This is a genomic window from Cryobacterium sp. TMT1-2-1 (genome assembly GCF_004403955.1).
Taxonomy (GTDB): domain Bacteria; phylum Actinomycetota; class Actinomycetes; order Actinomycetales; family Microbacteriaceae; genus Cryobacterium; species Cryobacterium psychrotolerans.
Genome location: NZ_SOHC01000045.1, coordinates 1 through 16381, shown reverse-complemented (window position 1 = coordinate 16381; position 16381 = coordinate 1). Strand labels below are relative to the sequence as shown.

General features: G+C 70.6%; 15 protein-coding genes. 3 read left to right on the top strand and 12 right to left on the bottom strand.

The window, feature by feature from the left end; translation table 11 throughout:
- Positions 1 to 50: 50 nt before the first annotated feature.
- The 9 genes from E3T33_RS08115 to sucC form a co-directional block, all read right to left on the bottom strand.
- A complete protein-coding gene (locus E3T33_RS08115; protein WP_092322266.1) occupies positions 51 to 1856 on the bottom strand; it encodes an ABC transporter ATP-binding protein in 1806 nt (601 codons plus the stop codon).
- Positions 1853 to 3706 (bottom strand): ABC transporter ATP-binding protein, encoded by a 1854-nt coding sequence (locus E3T33_RS08110; RefSeq protein WP_134575105.1) that lies wholly within the window; start codon positions 3704 to 3706, stop codon positions 1853 to 1855. The genes E3T33_RS08115 and E3T33_RS08110 overlap by 4 nt, the downstream gene beginning before the upstream one ends.
- A gap of 443 nt (positions 3707 to 4149) precedes the next feature.
- Complete coding sequence (gene ddaH / locus E3T33_RS08105) at positions 4150 to 4920, bottom strand: dimethylargininase (protein WP_092322269.1); 771 nt, start codon at positions 4918 to 4920, stop codon at positions 4150 to 4152.
- 106 nt (positions 4921 to 5026) lie between these two features.
- Positions 5027 to 6106: a Glu/Leu/Phe/Val dehydrogenase family protein gene (locus tag E3T33_RS08100; protein ID WP_092322270.1), complete on the bottom strand. Its 1080-nt coding sequence runs from the start codon at positions 6104 to 6106 to the stop codon at positions 5027 to 5029.
- A gap of 152 nt (positions 6107 to 6258) precedes the next feature.
- Positions 6259 to 7944, bottom strand: a complete 1686-nt coding sequence (gene purH / locus E3T33_RS08095; protein ID WP_092322271.1) for a bifunctional phosphoribosylaminoimidazolecarboxamide formyltransferase/IMP cyclohydrolase — start codon at positions 7942 to 7944, stop codon at positions 6259 to 6261.
- The gene (gene purN, locus E3T33_RS08090) at positions 7941 to 8534 is read right to left on the bottom strand and encodes a phosphoribosylglycinamide formyltransferase (protein ID WP_092322273.1); all 594 of its coding nucleotides are present in this window, start codon (positions 8532 to 8534) and stop codon (positions 7941 to 7943) included. The genes purH and purN overlap by 4 nt, the downstream gene beginning before the upstream one ends.
- A 9-nt stretch (positions 8535 to 8543) precedes the next feature.
- Positions 8544 to 9767, bottom strand: coding sequence for a DUF6350 family protein (locus E3T33_RS08085; RefSeq protein ID WP_092322274.1), 1224 nt, complete (start codon positions 9765 to 9767; stop codon positions 8544 to 8546).
- A gap of 245 nt (positions 9768 to 10012) precedes the next feature.
- On the bottom strand, positions 10013 to 10900 hold the full coding sequence (sucD, locus tag E3T33_RS08080) for a succinate--CoA ligase subunit alpha (protein WP_092322276.1): 888 nt from the start codon (positions 10898 to 10900) through the stop codon (positions 10013 to 10015).
- Positions 10901 to 10911: 11 nt separating this feature from the next.
- Positions 10912 to 12081: an ADP-forming succinate--CoA ligase subunit beta gene (sucC, locus tag E3T33_RS08075; protein ID WP_134575104.1), complete on the bottom strand. Its 1170-nt coding sequence runs from the start codon at positions 12079 to 12081 to the stop codon at positions 10912 to 10914.
- A 216-nt stretch (positions 12082 to 12297) separates the two neighbouring features.
- Here sucC and E3T33_RS08070 point away from each other — a divergent pair, with 216 nt between their 5' ends.
- From E3T33_RS08070 to E3T33_RS08060, 3 genes are all read left to right on the top strand, one after another.
- The gene (locus E3T33_RS08070; RefSeq protein ID WP_092322277.1) at positions 12298 to 13008 is read left to right on the top strand and encodes a VIT family protein; all 711 of its coding nucleotides are present in this window, start codon (positions 12298 to 12300) and stop codon (positions 13006 to 13008) included.
- A gap of 86 nt (positions 13009 to 13094) precedes the next feature.
- A complete protein-coding gene (locus E3T33_RS08065) occupies positions 13095 to 13445 on the top strand; it encodes a DUF3054 domain-containing protein (protein ID WP_092322279.1) in 351 nt (116 codons plus the stop codon).
- A gap of 118 nt (positions 13446 to 13563) precedes the next feature.
- Entirely contained in the window at positions 13564 to 14883 is a 1320-nt protein-coding gene (locus E3T33_RS08060) for an MFS transporter (RefSeq protein ID WP_134575103.1), read from the top strand.
- 13 nt (positions 14884 to 14896) lie between these two features.
- Here the strand turns inward: E3T33_RS08060 and E3T33_RS08055 are convergent, their stop codons facing one another.
- The 3 genes from E3T33_RS08055 to E3T33_RS08045 all read right to left on the bottom strand — a co-directional run.
- Positions 14897 to 15133: a hypothetical protein gene (locus E3T33_RS08055; RefSeq protein ID WP_092322282.1), complete on the bottom strand. Its 237-nt coding sequence runs from the start codon at positions 15131 to 15133 to the stop codon at positions 14897 to 14899.
- Between the two features lie 106 nt (positions 15134 to 15239).
- Entirely contained in the window at positions 15240 to 16031 is a 792-nt protein-coding gene (locus E3T33_RS08050; protein WP_241982873.1) for an FAD:protein FMN transferase, read from the bottom strand.
- Positions 16015 to 16381: FMN-binding protein (locus E3T33_RS08045; RefSeq protein WP_134575102.1), on the bottom strand; the 367-nt coding region annotated here is incomplete at its 5' end. The genes E3T33_RS08050 and E3T33_RS08045, both read right to left, overlap by 17 nt.

The following is a 16381-nucleotide window of genomic DNA, read 5'->3' as shown; positions in this document are numbered from 1 at the left end:
TGCCGCCCGGCCTGCGCTGCCGCCCGATGCACCCGCGGCAGGTTTCCGGTTCAGACCAGCGACTCCCGCCAGGCCGCGTGCAACTGCGCAAACCGGCCGGTGCCCGTGATGAGCTCCTCCGGGGTGCCGTCCTCGACGATCCGGCCGTTCTCCATCACGAGCACCCGGTCGGCGATCGCGACGGTCGACAGCCGGTGCGCGATGATCACCGCGGTGCGATCGCTCAGCAGGGTCTGCAACGCCTCCTGCACGAGGCGCTCGCTCGGGATGTCGAGCGAGGAGGTCGCCTCATCGAGGATGAGCACCGCGGGGTCGGCGAGGAACGCCCGGGCGAACGAGATCAGCTGACGCTGGCCGGCGGATACGCGCCCGCCGCGCTTGTTCACGTCCGTGTCGTACCCGGAGGGGAGCCCCTCGATGAAGCCGTGCGCGCCCACCGCCCGCGCGGCCGCCGTGATCTCGTCCAGCGTCGCATCCGGCTTGCCGATCGCGATGTTGTCGGCGACGGACCCGCTGAACAGGTACGCCTCCTGGGTGACCATGACGATCGCCCGGCGCAGGTCCTTCGGGTGCAGGTCGCGCAGGTCGACGCCATCGAGCAGCACCCGGCCCTCCGACGGGTCGTAGAACCGCGAGATGAGCTTGGCCAGCGTCGACTTTCCCGCGCCGGTCGAGCCGACGAGGGCGATGGTCTGCCCGGACGGGATCGTGAGGTCGAAGTGCGGCAGCACGACCCGATCGGTCTTGTAGGCGAATTGCACGTTGTCGAAGCGCACGTCGCCGTCGGCCTTCCACAGGTCGACCGGCTTGATCGGGTCGGGCACGCCGGGGCGTTCCTCGAGCACGCCGGAGATCTTCTCGAGCGCCGCCGCGGCCGACTGGTAGGAGTTGTAGAACATCGCCATCTCCTCCATCGGGTCGAAGAAGCGTCGCGTGTAGAGCAGCGCGGCCAGGAGCGCGCCGATCGCCAGCTGGCCGTCGGCGACGCGGAACGCGCCCACCAGCAGCACGGCGGCGACCGTGACGTTGCCGATCAGAACGAGGCCGGGGTCGAAGATGCCGAACAGCTGGATGACCCGGCCGTTCACGTCGCGGTAGCTCTCGACCAGGCCGGCGAACTGCTTCTCGTTGCGCTTCTCCTTGCGGAACGCCTTGACCGCCCGGATGCCGGTCATCGTCTCGACGAAGTGCACGATCAGGCTCGCCGAGGCGACGCGGGACTGCCGGAACAGGGTCTGCGAGCGCAGCTGGAACCAGCGGGTGAGCACGATGAGCGGCACGAGCGCGGCGAACAGCACGAGGCCGCTCTGCCCGTCGAGCGTGAACAGGGCGATGGCGGTGAAGACCATGTAGAGCACGCCCTGCACCAGCTGGTTGATGCCCGAGTCGAGCAGCTCCCGAATCGTGTCGAGGTCGCTGGTCTGGCGCGAGATGATCCGGCCCGACGTGTACGACTCGTGAAACTCGAGGCTCAGCTTCTGGGTGTGCAGGAACACACGCTTCCGCAGGTCGATCAGCACGGCCTGGCTGATCCTCGCGGACAGCACGGTGTACCAGGCGATCAGCAGCGCGCCGATGATCCCGGTCAGCAGGTAGGCGCCGCCGGCCAGGGCCAGCGGCATCCAGTCCTGCTGCATGAGCGCCGGCAGGCCCTTGTCGATGCCGAAGGCGATCAGCAGCGGGCCGGCCACCTGCGCGGCCGTGGAGACGACCACGACGAGCATGGCCCCCACCACCGGCCAGCGCAGCGGGTGCAGCAGCGAGCCGAGCAGCCTCAGCGACCGTCGGCGGATCTGGGCGCTTTCCGCCCGGGTGAAGTCATGGCGTTCTTCGCCCTCTACCCCGGTGACACTCACAGCGAGTCCTCTTTCCGCATCGACTCTCGTCGTTCTTCGTCCTCCAGGCTGGAGATGACGAACTTGTAGTGCTCGCTGGTCGCGAGCAGCTCGGAGTGCCGCCCGACGGCCGTGATCCGGCCGTTCTCGAGCAGCGCCACCCGGTCGGCCAGCATGACCGTCGAGGGGCGGTGGGCCACGACCAGCGCCGTGGTCGACGCGAGCACCTCGCGCAGGGCCGCCTCGACGAGCGCCTCAGTGTCGACGTCGAGCGCCGACAACGGGTCGTCGAGCACGAGCACGGCCGGCCTGGCGGCGACCGCCCGGGCGAGCGCCAGGCGCTGCCGCTGGCCGCCGGAGAGGCTCATGCCTTCCTCGCCGACGAGCGTGTCGACGCCCTGGGGCAGGTCGTGCACGAAGCCCGCCTGCGCGATCTGCAGGGCCTCCTCGAGCACGGCATCCGCTTCGGGGCTCGGCTCCGCGAACTCGGACCGGCCCAGCAGCACGTTGTCGCGAACGGATGCCGAGAACAGGGTGGCGTCCTCGAACGCCATCGCCAGGTGCGTGCGCAGCTCCTCACGGCCGAGGTCGCGCACGTCGACGCCGTCGAGGGTGACCCGGCCGCCCGTCACGTCGTACAGGCGCGTGGTCAGGGCGGTCAGCGTGGACTTGCCGGAGCCGGTGAGCCCGACCAGGGCCATGGTCTCGCCCGGTTCGAGCACGAGGTCGATGCCGTCCAGCAGGTCGGGGAACCGCTCGGGCGAATCCTGGTACCGGAAGTGCACGTCCTCGAACGCCAGCCGGCCGAGGGGCTTCTCGACCGTGACCGGACGCTCGGGATCGGTGATCGTGTTCGGCGCGTCGAGGATGTCGAAGAACCGGTCGGTCGCCGTGCGCGCGTCGAACGTCATCGACAGCAGGAAACCGATCGATTCGACCGGGAAGCGCAGCACGGTCGCCGTGGCGAAGAAGGCGACCAGTTCGCCCGCGCTGAGCTGCCCCTGCCCGGCCAGCCAGACACCGGCGACGAGGCAGAGCGCGAAGGCGACATCCGGAACCAGCAGCAGCCAGAGCCAGATGCCGGCGATCGCCCTGGCCTTCTCGATCTCCGTGCCGCGCAGGCTTTCAGCCTGGCTGGCGAAGTTCTTCATCGCGTACGTGCCGCGGCCGAACGCCTTGAGCACGCGGATGCCGTGCACCGACTCCTCGACGGCGGTCGCGAGGTCGCCGGCCTGGTCCTGGCTGCGCCGGGCGATGATCGAGTATTTCTCCTCGAACACGTAGCCGTAGATCCAGATCGGGATCGAGCAGACGACGAAGATCACGCCGAGGATCCAGTTCATCGAGACCAGGATCACGACGCCGACGACGATGGTGAGGAAGTTCACCACGAGCAGCACCAGCCCGAACGAGATCCACCGGCGGATCAGGTTCAGGTCGCTCACCGCGCGGGAGAGCAGCTGCCCGCTCGGCCAGCGGTCGTGGAACGTGACGGGGAGGTCCTGCAGCCGGGCGTAGAGGCCGTTGCGCATGCGGGCCTCAATGAAGGTGCCGGGGCGCAGCACGAACCAGCGCCGCAGCGCGATCAGGATCGCCTCGACGACGCCGAGGGCGAGCACCATCAGCACGGCCGGCCAGATCTGGCTCGGGTCGCCCTGCGACAGCGGACCGTCGACGAGGCGCTGCAGCACCTGCGGGATCGCGAGCGCGACCAGGCCGGCGAGCAGGGCGGCGGCCATGCCGAGATAGATGCGCGGCATCGCCGGCTTGGCGTACGGGTAGAGGCGCAGCAGCGTGCGGAAGGTGTTCATCCGGCCTTCCTCCCGGGCGTCCGGGCCGGCTGGCGGTGAGTGTTCGGCGAGTGCGGTCATGTGTGGGGGTCCTGAAAAAGTGAGCGTGGCGTCAAGAAAAACGGGCATCGGCGATCGAAGTCGCTCGAGGGCGGCGGAAGACGTGCGCTTCCGGCGTGACGGGCGGCAGGTGCCGCCGACGACGTGCTGCGGTGGGGTGAGTGGGGTGGGGTGGCTGTGCGCGGGGCCGCTAAGGAGCGGTGAGCGGGCCGGCGATGGAGGCGGCGGCGTTGGGGGCGCCAAAGGCAGTGCCGGTGTTCGCAGCCATCGCGACCCTGAGCTGTGCTGTCTTTGTCATGTCGGCCTCCTGAGCGCGTCGTTCTTCGTCTTTGCCCCCCTGATCAGGCAGCCTTTCAGACTAGGCCCCCCGCCCCCCGCACCGCAACCACAACTCCCGCGAAACCGCAATTGTGCGCGTTAAAACACGCTCATATCGCGCACAACTGCGGTTTCGCGGGGGTGTGTCAACGCACCCGCACGCTGAGGCAGGTGACGCAGCCCTCGAGCTTCTCGAATTCGGAGATGCCGACCGTGACGACGGTGTAGCCCAGCCCGCGGAACAGGTCCGCGCTGCGGGGCGCTGCGGACGACATGAGCACGGTCTGCTCGTCGAGCACGACGACGGCGGTGCCTTCGGCCTCCGGCACGGCCAGGAAACGATCGAACAGGCCCTCGTCGTCGACGAGCGGCGGGAAGCCGATGACGGTTCCGTCGGGCAGCGCGGTGACCGCGGTCTTCAGGTGCAGCGCGCCGCTGACGGGCACGGCAACCACGGTGTACCCGAGCGGGCCGACGATCGCGGTCAGCTGGCGCACGCCCTCGGCGTTCGTGCGCAGGCTCCGGCCGACGTACACGGTGTTCCCCACCTTGAGCACGTCGCCGCCGTCGAGCGTGCCCGGCAGCTCGAGCCGGCGCACGGTGCCGCCGAGCCGGCGCACGGCCGCCTCCGCCCCGGCGCTCTCGCCGCGCCGGCTCTCGGCCCCCGGGCTCGTGACGACGGCCACGTCGCCGAACATGACGACGGCATCCTCGATGAAAACGGAGTCCGGAGCCTCGTCGGCCGGATCGACCTCTCGGGTCTCCCAGCCCGCGGCGGCGAGCGCCTCGACGTAGTCGCGCCACTGCGCGCGGGCCAGCTCCAGGTCGACCGGGGTGCGTTCGATGTGGGTCAGCTGCCCCGCGGCGAGGTTCGCGGCCGGCCTCCGGACCAGGGCAATGCGTCTCGCGTGCGTCATCCCGTCAGCCTACTTCCCGCCGCTTCACCCCCGCGAAACCGCAGTTGTGCGCGTTATTCGGCGTTCATAACGTGCACGACTGCGGAATCGCGAGGGTGGTGCGGGGCTATTCGGCGGCGTCGAGGCGGGCTGCGGCGAGGCGCTCGGCTGCCTCCAGCGTCGTGATGCCCTGCGCGCGCGCATCCGTGAAGATGGTCGCGACGGTGTCGCCGATGGCGTCCACCCGGGCGGCGATGGCGTCGAGGTCGGCGCCCGGCTCGCCGGCGTACGCGAGGTAGATCACGCCGCCCGCGTTGACGACGAAGTCGGGGGCCCAGAGGATGCCTCGGGCGTCCAGTTCGGCGGCGCCCTCGGACGACTCGAGCTGGTTGTTGGCGGCGCCGACGACGCCGAGCACATTGAGCTCGCCGATCACCTGCGGAGTGAGGACCCCGCCGAGGCCGCAGGGCACGAACAGGTCGGCCTGCACGCGGTGCGCTCCGGCCACGGGCACCCAGTCGGCGCCGAGTTCCTCGGCCAGCTCGCGCTTGTCGAGGTTGACGTCGGTCACGGTCAGCTGAGCTCCGGCGGCGGCGAGCGCCCGGGCGAGGCGGCCGCCGACCTGGCCCAGGCCGGAGATCACGATGTGGCGTCCGGACACCTCACGGCTGCCGAACAGCGCCTCGAGGGTGGCGACGAGGCTCGCGTAGACGCCGGCGGCGGTCGCGTCGGCCGGTTCGCCCACGCCCCCGCTGGATGCGGGCAGGCCGCAGACGTTCGGGGTGCGCTCGGCGACGATGGCCATGAGCTCGGCGCTCGTGCCGACATCCTCAGCGGTCATGTAGGCGCCGTTCAGGCTTTCAATGGCGTCGCCGAGGTCGAGCATGGCGTCGCGCTTCTGCTCGTCGGTGAGCACGGTGCCGACCGGCAGATAGATGACGGACTTGCCGCCGCCGCGGGTGAGGCCCGCGGCCGAGTTCTTGAGCGTCATCGCAGCCGAGAGGCGCAGCGCATCGGCGACGGCTTCGGTCCAGTTCTCGTACTGCCAGACTCGGGCGCCGCCGAGGGCCTGGCCGAGGCGGGTGGAGTGCACGGCGACCGTGATGACGAGCCCGGAGCGGACGCCCGTGGTGATGAGCACGCGTTCGTGCGTGAACGGGATTCCGGCGAGAGCATCCAGCGACAGTGATGGTTGCGAGAGGGTCATGAATGGTTCTTCCTGTGGTGGCCTTGTGGGCGGTGTGTGTCGCCTGATTGTGTCGGGCGGATACCTCAACCCTAAAGCCTTCCCCTCCCCGCGAAACCGCAGTTGTGCGCGCTAAAACCCGCGCATAACGCGCACAACTGCGGTTTCGCGGGCTAGTGGAAGAAGTGGCGCTCGCCGGTGAAGTACATGGTCACGCCGGCCAGGGCCGCGGCGGCGATGACCTCCTCGTCGCGCACCGAGCCGCCGGGCTGCACGACCGCGGTGACGCCGGCGTCGAGCAGCACCTGCAGGCCGTCAGCGAAGGGGAAGAACGCGTCCGAGGCCGCGACCGAGCCGGCCGCGCGGTCGCCGGCGCGCAGCACGGCGAGGTGGCACGAGTCGACCCGGTTGACCTGGCCCATGCCAACGCCGACGGATGCCCCGCCGCGCGCCAGCAGGATGGCGTTCGACTTCACGGAGCGGCAGGCCTTCCACGCGAACTCGAGGTCGGCGCGAGTGGCCTCGTCGGCTTCCGGGCCCGCCACGAGCGTCCAGCCAGCCGAGCTGAACTCCTCGAATGTGTCGGACTCCTGCACCAGCAGGCCGCCGGAGATCTGGCGCAGCTCGAGTGAGGAGCGGCGGTAGTCGGCCGGCAATTCCAGGAGGCGGATGTTCTTCTTGGCGCGGAGGAGTTCGAATGCGGCCGGCTCGAATCCCGGCGCGACGAGCACCTCGGTGAAGATCTGGCTGACCGTCTCGGCCATGCCGAGGGTGACCGTGCGGTTGGCGGCGATCACGCCGCCGAACGCGGAGACCGGGTCGCAGTCGTGGGCCCGCCGGTGGGCGGACGCAATCGCATCCGGCGCCTTGCCCGCGGCGACGGCGATGCCGCAGGGGTTGGCGTGCTTGATGATCGCGACGGCCGGCTGGTCGAAGTCGAAGGCGGCGCGCACCGCGGCATCCGCGTCGACGTAGTTGTTGTAGGACATCTCCTTGCCGTGCAGCTGCAGGGCCTGCGCGATTCCCTGCCCGCCCTCGCCGGCGTAGAGCGCGGCAGACTGGTGGGCGTTCTCGCCGTAGCGCAGCACGGCGCTGCGGGTGGCCTCGATGACCAGGGCGTCCGGGAAGAACGGGATGTCGATGTCCTCGTCGGCGCCGGTCACGGCGTCGAATGCTTCAAGGATGTCTTCGGCGAGCGTCTCGGTGTCGTCGGCCCACTGGTCGTACACGTTCTCGGTGAACCAGGCCGACACCGACAGGTCGTAGCCGGCGGTGTGCTCGAAGGCGAGCGAGGCGAGCTTCTGGCGCTGGCGCAGCGTCGTGCCGCCGGTCCCGACCGCGGCGATGATCTCGGGGTAGTCCTCCGGGTCGACCACGATCGCGACGTTCGCGTGGTTCTTCGCCGAGGCGCGCACGAGGGCGGGGCCGCCGATGTCGATCTGCTCGATCACGTCGGCCGGGGCAGCGCCGGACTGCACGGTCTCGACGAACGGGTACAGGTTTACCACGACGAGCTCGAAGGCGGCGATGCTCAGGTCCTTCAGCTGGTCCTCATGCGCCTCGAGGCGCAGGTCGGCCAGGATGCCGGCGTGAACGGCGGGGTGCAGCGTCTTCACCCGGCCGTCGAGGGATTCCGGGAAGCCGGTGACCGTGGAGACATCCGTCACCTCGTGGCCGGCCGCGCGAATGGTGGCCGCCGTCGACCCGGTCGAGACGATTTCGACTCCCGCGGCGACGAGCGCGTCGGCGAGGTCGATCAGGCCGGCCTTGTCGCTGACCGAGATGAGGGCGCGCCGCACGGGGATGACGTCCCGGTCGCGGTAGAGGCTCGCTGCGGTGCTCTGTGTGTGGCCGCTCATGTGTGGGAAAGCTCCTTGAGGTTGACGTGTCCGTTGGCGATGTCGAGCACTGCCTGCACCAGCAGGCGACGCTCGACGGTCTTGATGCGTTCGTGCAGGGTGGTCTCGGTGTCGCCCGCCAGGACGGGCACCCGTTCCTGCGCGATGATCGGTCCCTCGTCGACGCCGTTGTCGACGACGATGAGGCTGGCCCCGGTCTGGCCGGCCCCCGCGGCCAGGGCGTCCCGGACGCCGTGGGCGCCGGGGAACTCGGGCAGGTAGGCCGGATGCGTGTTGACCAGGTTCGGGGAGAGCGCGGCGACGACGCGCGGCGGCAGCAGGCGCATCAGGCCGCTGAGCACGACGAGGTCCGGCTGCCACTGCTGGATCTGCGCGAGGAGTTCGTCTCCCCAGGCCTCCCGGTCGGCGTGCGAGGAATAGGGGACGGTGAAGGTGGGCACGCCGAACTCTTCGCCGAGGGCGAGTCCGTCGGCGTCGCGGTCGGCGCCGATCGCGACGACCCGCGCGGGAAACTCGGCGTCCTCGGACGCCTCGAGCAGGGCGCGGAGGTTGGATCCCCCGCCGGAGATCAAAACGACCAGTGACAGCACCCTTCGAGCTTACCGTTTCGCGAAGGAGCGCCCTTCGGCCCGTACGATCGCCGGGCGCCCACCGACCAGCATGCCGAGGCCGGCGGCCAGGCCGACCTCCACAGCGGCGAGCGCGCCGACCAGGAACGGGTCGGGTCCGACCATCGACAGGCGGCCGGGGCCGATCGCACCGGCCGACCACCAGGCGAGCAGCCCGAGCAGGATGCCGGCCACGAGCCCCATCGACAGTCCGGTGACCAGGCGCTCCGCGGCGCCCGGCAGCGGGGCATCCGTCCCCTCGGACCTGCGGCGGGTCATCCGTGCGGCGCCGAAGCCGATCAGCACGGGCACGACCAGACCGACGAACCCGAGTTCGAGGGTGCCGTGCGGCAGCGCGCCGAGGATCGGGAGCCCGGGGACCGCGCCGAGGGCGGTCCCGACCGGCGACAGGCTCGTGCCGACGCCGACGGCGATGCCCGGGCCGACGAACCAGGCCGCGGCCCAGATGACGAGGTTCGGGATGAGCGCGAGCTGCGCCAGGGTGAGAATGATGCCGCCCAGGACCCCGGACTGCAGGGTTTCGTACAGGCCGATGATGGTCGCGTAGTTGATCAGGGTGAGCACGGCGACGGCGACTGCGGAGACCCCGATCACGCCGACGGCCGCCGCGCTCCCGCCGCGGAGCGCCCCCGCGACGACCGCGCGGGCCGTCTTCGGCAGGTCCGCGAACCGCTCACGGATCCCGCGGGCGCCGGAGCCCAGCTCCGAGCCCACCAGCACGCCGGACGCGTAGACCAGGGTCGGCAGGAGCATCCCCTGCGGCACGGAGGGACGCACGAGCTCGGTGCCCGCCGAGAGGGTGACCAGGGTGGCGAGCAGGCCGTAGGCGGAGATCGCGGAGAGCACGCCGACCCAGCGGTGCGGGGTCGCGGCGGCGCGGCGGCCCGTTCGCACCCCGAGCACGACGGCCGGCAGGGCGACGCCGAGGAAGGCGATGGTGACCGGGAACGGCTCGAGGGCGGCCGGCATCCCGAGCGCGGAGACGACGGCGGGGCCGAGCTGCACGTGGAGGTCCACCCCGTTGCCGAGCAACCACGCGTCGGCGGCGGCCCGCCAGAAGACGAGCCAGTCGAGGCCGAGGTCCACCTGCGTCGCCCAGAGCACGGTCAGGGGCACGAGCGCGATGCCGATGCCGATGGCTACGACAATGAGCGCCTCGAGCGCGGCGAGCAGGGCTGTCGTTAAGCGGTTCATCGGCCTCTGAGCCTACCCGCCGATCCGGCCGCACCGGGCGCGCGCGTGCGGTGCGTGCGAATTCGACGGAGATTCTACTTGCGGTACGGCTCCTTGATCATCGCGACGATCGCCGCGAGGCCGAGAGTCGCGCCGACGAGAACGAATCCGGTGAGAAAGAGGGTGAGAAAAGTCGCCATAGGAACCATTATGGCGCACGCGAAAGGGCCCGGCGATAACGCCGGGCCCTCTCACTGGATGCTTGTTTACAGTGCGGCGAGAACCTCGCGCAGCAGGGTGGCGGTCTCGCTCGGCGTCTTGCCGACCTTGACCCCGGCGGCCTCAAGGGCCTCCTTCTTGCCCTGGGCGGTTCCGGCCCCGTTGGAGACGATGGCGCCGGCGTGGCCCATGGTCTTGCCCTCGGGGGCGGTGAAGCCGGCGACGTAGCCGACGACGGGCTTGGTGACGTGCGCCCGGATGTAGTCGGCCGCCTTCTCCTCGGCGTCGCCGCCGATTTCGCCGATCATGACGATCGCCTTGGTCTCCGGGTCCGCCTCGAACGCCTCGAGGGCGTCGATGTGGGTGGTGCCGATGATGGGGTCGCCGCCGATGCCGATCGCGGTGGAGAAGCCGAGGTCGCGCAGTTCGTACATCATCTGGTAGGTCAGGGTGCCCGACTTGGAGACGAGGCCGATCGGGCCCTTGCCGGTGATGTTCGCCGGCGTGATGCCGACGAGCGCCTCACCGGGGGTGATGATGCCGGGGCAGTTCGGCCCGATGATGCGGGTCTTGTTGCCCTTTGCCTGGGCGTAGGCCCAGAACTCGGCGGAGTCCTGCACCGGGACGCCCTCGGTGATGATGACGAGCAGCGGGATGCCCGCGTCGATCGCTTCGATCACGGCGTCCTTGGTGAAGGCGGGCGGGACGAACGCGATGGAGACATCCGCGCCGGTCTTTTCCATCGCCTCGGCGACCGTGCCGAACACGGGCAGCTCGACGTCGCCGTGCACCACGGTGGTGCCGGCCTTGCGGGCGTTCACTCCGCCGACGACCTGGGTGCCGGCCTTGAGCATGAGGGCGGTGTGCTTGGTGCCCTCGCCGCCGGTGATGCCCTGGACGATGACCCTGGAGTCCTTGTTGAGGAAGATTGACATTCTCGGAATCCTTACTTCGCGGCGTGGGCGAGTTCGGCGGCCTTGGCGGCGCCCTCGTCCATCGTTGCGGCCAGTGTGACGAGCGGGTGGTTGGCCTCGGCCAGGATGCGGCGGCCCTCGTCGACGTTGTTGCCGTCGAGGCGCACGACGAGCGGCTTGTTCGCGGACGTGCCGAGTTCGGCGAGCGCGCCCACGATGCCCTTGGCGACGGCGTCGCAGGCGGTGATGCCGCCGAAGACGTTGACGAAGACCGACTTGACCTGCGGGTCGCCGAGGATGACGTCGAGGCCGGCAGCCATGACCTCTGCGGATGCTCCGCCCCCGATATCGAGGAAGTTGGCCGGCTTCACTCCGCCGTGGTTCTCACCCGCGTACGCGACGACGTCGAGGGTGCTCATGACGAGCCCCGCGCCGTTGCCGATGATGCCGACCTCGCCGTCGAGCTTGACGTAGTTGAGGTCGTTCTCCTTGGCCTTCGCCTCGAGCGGGTCGGCCGCCGCGGCGTCTTCGAGGAACGCGTGCTTCGGGTGGCGGAAGCCGGCGTTCTCGTCGAGCGTGACCTTGCCGTCGAGGGCGATGATGTCGCCTTCTTCGGTGAGCACGAGCGGGTTGACCTCGACCAGGGTCGCGTCTTCGCCCGTGAACACGTTGTAGAGCTGCACGAAGATCGGTGCGACCTTGTCGACGAGCTCGGCCGGGAACTTCGCGTCGATCGCGATCTCCCGGGCCTTGGCCAGGTCGATCCCGGCGAGCGGGTCGATCGACACGTAGGCGAGCGCCTCCGGCTTTTCGACCGCCATGACCTCGATTTCCACGCCGCCTTCGTAGCTGGCGAGCGAGAGGTACGAGCGGTTCGCCCGGTCGAGCAGCACGGAGAAGTAGAACTCCTGCGCGATGCGCGCGCCACCGGCGACCATGACCCGGTTGACGGTGTGGCCCTTGATGTCGAGGCCGAGGATGGCGCGGCCAGCTGCTTCCGCGTCATCCGGGGTCTTCGCGACCTTGACGCCGCCGGCCTTGCCTCGGCCGCCGACCTTGACCTGCGCCTTGACGACGACGACGCCGCCCAGCTTCTCGGCGGCCGCGCGCACCTCTTCGGGTGTGTCCGCGACGATTCCCGGAAGCACCGGGACTCCATACTGCTCAAACAGGTCTCTTGCCTGGTATTCGTAAAGATCCACGCTGCTCTTCCAATCCGCGTCATAGCGTTCGTGCATGGTGAGGGGTGTCGGGCGACGCAGTCGATGTCGGATTTAGCTCGACGTCAAGACATACGACCCGGTCAAACTCTACAGTCCGGGCCAAACAGTCGCTAATCGCCGCCGTCGGCAGGCGGCCGGGCCGGGGCATACCGCGCGTCGCTGGCGCGGGCATCCCCGGGGTGATTTGCTGTACCCATGACTGAACAAGCACATGGCGTAGACCCGCACACGGCCGGACACGCGTCCCGGCTCAACTGGCTCCGCGCCGGGGTGCTCGGCGCCAACGACGGCATCGTGTCCGTCGCCGCGCTGGTCGTGGGTGTCGCCGCCGCGACGACGGATTCCGCTGCAATCCTGATCGCGGGCGTCGCGGCCCTGCTCGCCGGCGCCATCTCGATGGCCCTGGGCGAGTACGTGTCGGTGAGCAGCCAGCGGGACACCGAACGGGCGCTGATCGCCAAGGAGCGCTACGAACTCGAGCACATGCCCGAACAGGAGCTCGCCGAACTCGCCGGGCTGTACGAGGCGAAGGGGCTGAGCCCCGCGACGGCCAGGCAGGTGGCGGTCGAGCTGACCGAGCACGACGCACTCGGAGCCCACCTCGAGGTGGAGCTCCACATCGGCACCGAGGAACTGTCCAACCCGTGGCACGCCGCGTTCGCCTCGGCGCTCGCCTTCACCGTCGGCGCCATCCTGCCGCTCCTGTCGGTGCTGCTCCCGCCGCCCGAGTGGCGCGTGCCGGCCACGTTCCTCTCCGTCGTCATCGCCCTGGTCATCACCGGTTGGCTCAGCGCCTACCTCGGCGGAAGCCCGAAGGGCCGCGCCATCGGCCGGATCGTGGTCGGAGGCGGCCTCGCCCTCGTCGTCACCTACGCGATCGGCGCCCTGATCGGCACCGCCGTCTAACCGCGAAAGCGCAGTTGTGCGCGTTATACGTGCCGTTTAGCGTGCACAACTGCGGTTTCGCGGGAGGTTGGGGGGAGGATGGAGGGATGATATTCGCCGCGGCCATCGACGTCGCCCTCGTGTTCGCGTTCGTGCTGATCGGGCGAGCCAGCCACGGCGAGGACCTCCTCGGTGTCCTGAACACGCTCTGGCCGTTCCTCGGCGGGCTTGTCGCCGGCTGGCTGGTCATGCGGGCGTGGCGCAGCCCGCGGCGGATCGTCTGGACCGGCATCGGAATCTGGCTGGGCACCGCCGCGGGCGGACTGGCGCTGCGCCTGGTCGGCGGGCAGGGCGTGCAGCCGAGCTTCGCGATCGTGACCGTGCTGGTCCTGGGCGTGTTCCTGCTCGGCTGGCGGGGCGTCGCGCTGCTGGTTCGCCGCGTCCGGTCGCCCCGCTGAACCCGCCGCGGCCCGGCCGGATTCGCCGGGGTGCGGCCCGGCCCGGCGGTTGCGGCCCTGCGCGGCGGCACGGAATCATGGACAGGTCGCACTTGCGGCCGGAAGGACCACGCTCGCCATGAGGGATGACGCCGCCACGGGCACGCCTCCGCGCCGTCGGCCCGGGCTGCCCCGGGCCGCGCGGCCCTTCCGGGAGGGGCAGTACCGCATCCTGATCGGCGCGATGACGCTGTCGCTGTTCGGTGCCGGCATGTGGCTGGTCGCCGTGGTCTGGCAGGTGATCGAGCTCGGCGGAGGCCCGATCGAGCTCTCGGTGGTCGCCACCGGCTCGGCAGCCGGTCTGCTCGCGGCCGTCCTGATCGGCGGGGTCGCCGCCGACCGCATCCCCCAACGCCGGATCATGGTCACGGTCGAGGCCACCAAGACCGTGGTCATCGCGGTCGCCGCCGTTCTGGCGTTCACGGGGTCCGTCGACGTCTGGAACCTGGCCGTCATTTCCTTCGCGCTGGGCGTGGCCGACGGATTCTTCTACCCGGCCTATTCGGCGCTGCTGCCCTCGATCCTCCCGGCCGGGGAACTCCTCGCCGCGAACGGCGTCGAGGGGGTGCTGCGGCCGATGGTCATGCAGGCGGCCGGCCCCGCCGTCGCCAGCGCCGCCATCGCGGCCTCCTCGCCGGGCTTCGCCTTCGCGCTGATTGCCGGCGCCCAGCTGCTGGCCGCCGTCGCCCTCGCGTTCCTGCACCCCACGGCCCTGCGCCGTGAGCCGCCCGCCCCGGACGCGCCCCGGCAGCATCCGTTTCTGGCGGTGCTCGTGGATGTGCGCGCGGGCTTCGCCTACATGATCAGGACTCCGTGGCTGCTCGGCACGCTCTCCTATTTCACCCTGCTGGTGCTCGTGCTGATGGGGCCGATCGAGGTGCTGCTGCCGTTCGCAGTGAAGGACCAGGCCGGCGGCGGACCGGGCGGCTTCGCCCTGGCCCTGGCCGCCTTCGGGATCGGCGGGGCGGCCGGATCGGTGGTCGTCGCCTCGCGCCGGCTGCCGCGCCGCTACCTGACCGTGATGAACGCACTCTGGGGGCTCGGCTGCGTGCCCCTGGCGGTCATCGGGCTGACAACCGAGCTGTGGGTCATGATCGTCGCGCTCTTCCTGGTCGGGTTCGCCTTCCAGGCGGGAACCGTGATCTGGGGCACCCTGCTGCAGCGGAGGGTCCCCCCGGCGATGCTCGGCCGGGTATCGAGCCTGGATTTCTTCGTCTCTCTGGCCTTCATGCCGGTTTCGATGGCGCTCGCGGGGCCGGTAGGCGAGGCCATCGGCCTCGCACCGGCCTTCCTGGTCGCCGGACTCGTGCCGCCGGTCCTCGCGCTGAGTGCGATCGTCATCTTCCGGATGTCCCGAGACGAGTTGGAGCATCCGCTCGACCCGGGCGACGAGCCCTGAGGCGCCTGCCCGGTCAGTCCTGCTCTTCGCCCTGGTCGCGATCCTCGTCGCGATCCTCGCGATCCTCGCGATCCAGATCGACCGGGCGCTCGTCGGCGTCGGTCGCCCACTCGTCGTTCTCGTCCTCGCCGCCCGCGAGGTCCTCGTCGAGGGTCAGGTTGGTGTCGTCGACCTCACGGTTCTCGTCGACCCCCTCGCTGCCGAGGCCGGGCCGCCTGGGCCACAGCGCGTCCGGGTCGCTTGCCATCATCACAACTCCTCACGTGCTCCCGGCGGAGGGGAAGGCTCCCCCGCGCGAGCCACGGTACGCCCGTCCCCAGGCCCGGGCAAGGCGCTTCCGGCGCGCCGCGGGCTGGTCAGGAGGCGGGGCGGCGGAGCCCGGGCGTGGCGAGCAGGCGGCCGTCCCGGAGCACAGCCAGCACCTCGATCGACCAGCGGTCGGTGCTCTCGTCCAGCGTCTTCTCGCCGCCGGCGACGATCGCCGTGGCGATCACGTCCGCCGTGACGATGTCGCCCGCGAACACGCTGACCTGCCGGTAGGGCGAGGGCGCACCGGGCAGCGCCGTCCAGATGTGCTCCCCGCGTTCGGCGCTGCCCGAGGTCGCGACCGCGCGCATCCGCCCGGTCTGCGGCACGCCGGCCAGCACGGCGCCTCGGTGCAGCGGGTCCACGATCCCGCTCATCCAGTCCGAGCCCGGCGTCGGGCGCCCGCCGACCAGGATGTCCCCGCCCCCGTTGATGCTCCAGCCGGCCAGGCCGAGACCGGCGAGCACCCCACCGGCCTCGTGTATCGCCAGCGCCTTGACGATCCCGGAGAGGTCGAGCACGCCGTCGGCCCGGTGCGGGGTGAAGACCCCGTTGGTGCGATCACGCCAGTCCAGGGCCAGCGCATAGCAGTCGCGCAGCTCCCGGCTCGCGTCGGTGAGACGGATGTCGCCCCGGGCGATCCGGCTGAGTTCGGAGTCTGCCCGGTACAGGCTGAACCGCTCGTCCCAGCGTCGGAAGGTGTCCCGGGCCGCGGCGTGGGCCGCCCGGCGCACCGACTCGCCGGCGTCGCCGGCAGGGCCGGCCAGCCGCAGGCTGACGACCGTTCCCATCGACTCGAACGTGAGCGAGGGACGCCCGCCGGGATCAGAAGTTCGCGGCATCGAGAGCGGACTGCAGGGACTGGAGGTACCCCTCGGTCGTGTAGGTCGCGCCACCGATGTTCTGCACCGAGGCCGACTGCGCCGACAGAACCTCCTCGCGGAGCACGGGCGCGGCCCGATTGCTGATCGCCACCGACTTGCCATCGCGGTCGGTCAGCCGCAGCGCGGTGACGTCGGTGATCGCGCCCCCGGCGATGGTCACCGACACCTGCACGGGGCCGAACCGGGTCTGCACGGCGGAGCCGGTGAATGTGCCGGACGGCGCGGCCGCTGCGGCCGGCGCGGCAGCTGCGGGAGCGCCGCCGGGCGAGGCGGCACCCGAGGAGTCGGACGTGCCCGCCGCCGTGCCC

Excerpts from the sequence above, each read along its gene's own strand:
- E3T33_RS08110 (WP_134575105.1), bottom strand. The coding sequence starts at position 3,706 with ATGACCGCACTCGCCGAACACTCACCGCCAGCCGGCCCGGACGCCCGG.
- ddaH (WP_092322269.1), bottom strand. The coding sequence starts at position 4,920 with ATGACGCACGCGAGACGCATTGCCCTGGTCCGGAGGCCGGCCGCGAAC.
- E3T33_RS08100 (WP_092322270.1), bottom strand. The coding sequence starts at position 6,106 with ATGACCCTCTCGCAACCATCACTGTCGCTGGATGCTCTCGCCGGAATC.
- purH (WP_092322271.1), bottom strand. The coding sequence starts at position 7,944 with ATGAGCGGCCACACACAGAGCACCGCAGCGAGCCTCTACCGCGACCGG.
- E3T33_RS08085 (WP_092322274.1), bottom strand. The coding sequence starts at position 9,767 with ATGAACCGCTTAACGACAGCCCTGCTCGCCGCGCTCGAGGCGCTCATT.
- sucD (WP_092322276.1), bottom strand. The coding sequence starts at position 10,900 with ATGTCAATCTTCCTCAACAAGGACTCCAGGGTCATCGTCCAGGGCATC.
- E3T33_RS08070 (WP_092322277.1), top strand. The coding sequence starts at position 12,298 with ATGACTGAACAAGCACATGGCGTAGACCCGCACACGGCCGGACACGCG.
- E3T33_RS08065 (WP_092322279.1), top strand. The coding sequence starts at position 13,095 with ATGATATTCGCCGCGGCCATCGACGTCGCCCTCGTGTTCGCGTTCGTG.
- E3T33_RS08060 (WP_134575103.1), top strand. The coding sequence starts at position 13,564 with ATGAGGGATGACGCCGCCACGGGCACGCCTCCGCGCCGTCGGCCCGGG.
- E3T33_RS08055 (WP_092322282.1), bottom strand. The coding sequence starts at position 15,133 with ATGATGGCAAGCGACCCGGACGCGCTGTGGCCCAGGCGGCCCGGCCTC.
- E3T33_RS08050 (WP_241982873.1), bottom strand. The coding sequence starts at position 16,031 with ATGCCGCGAACTTCTGATCCCGGCGGGCGTCCCTCGCTCACGTTCGAG.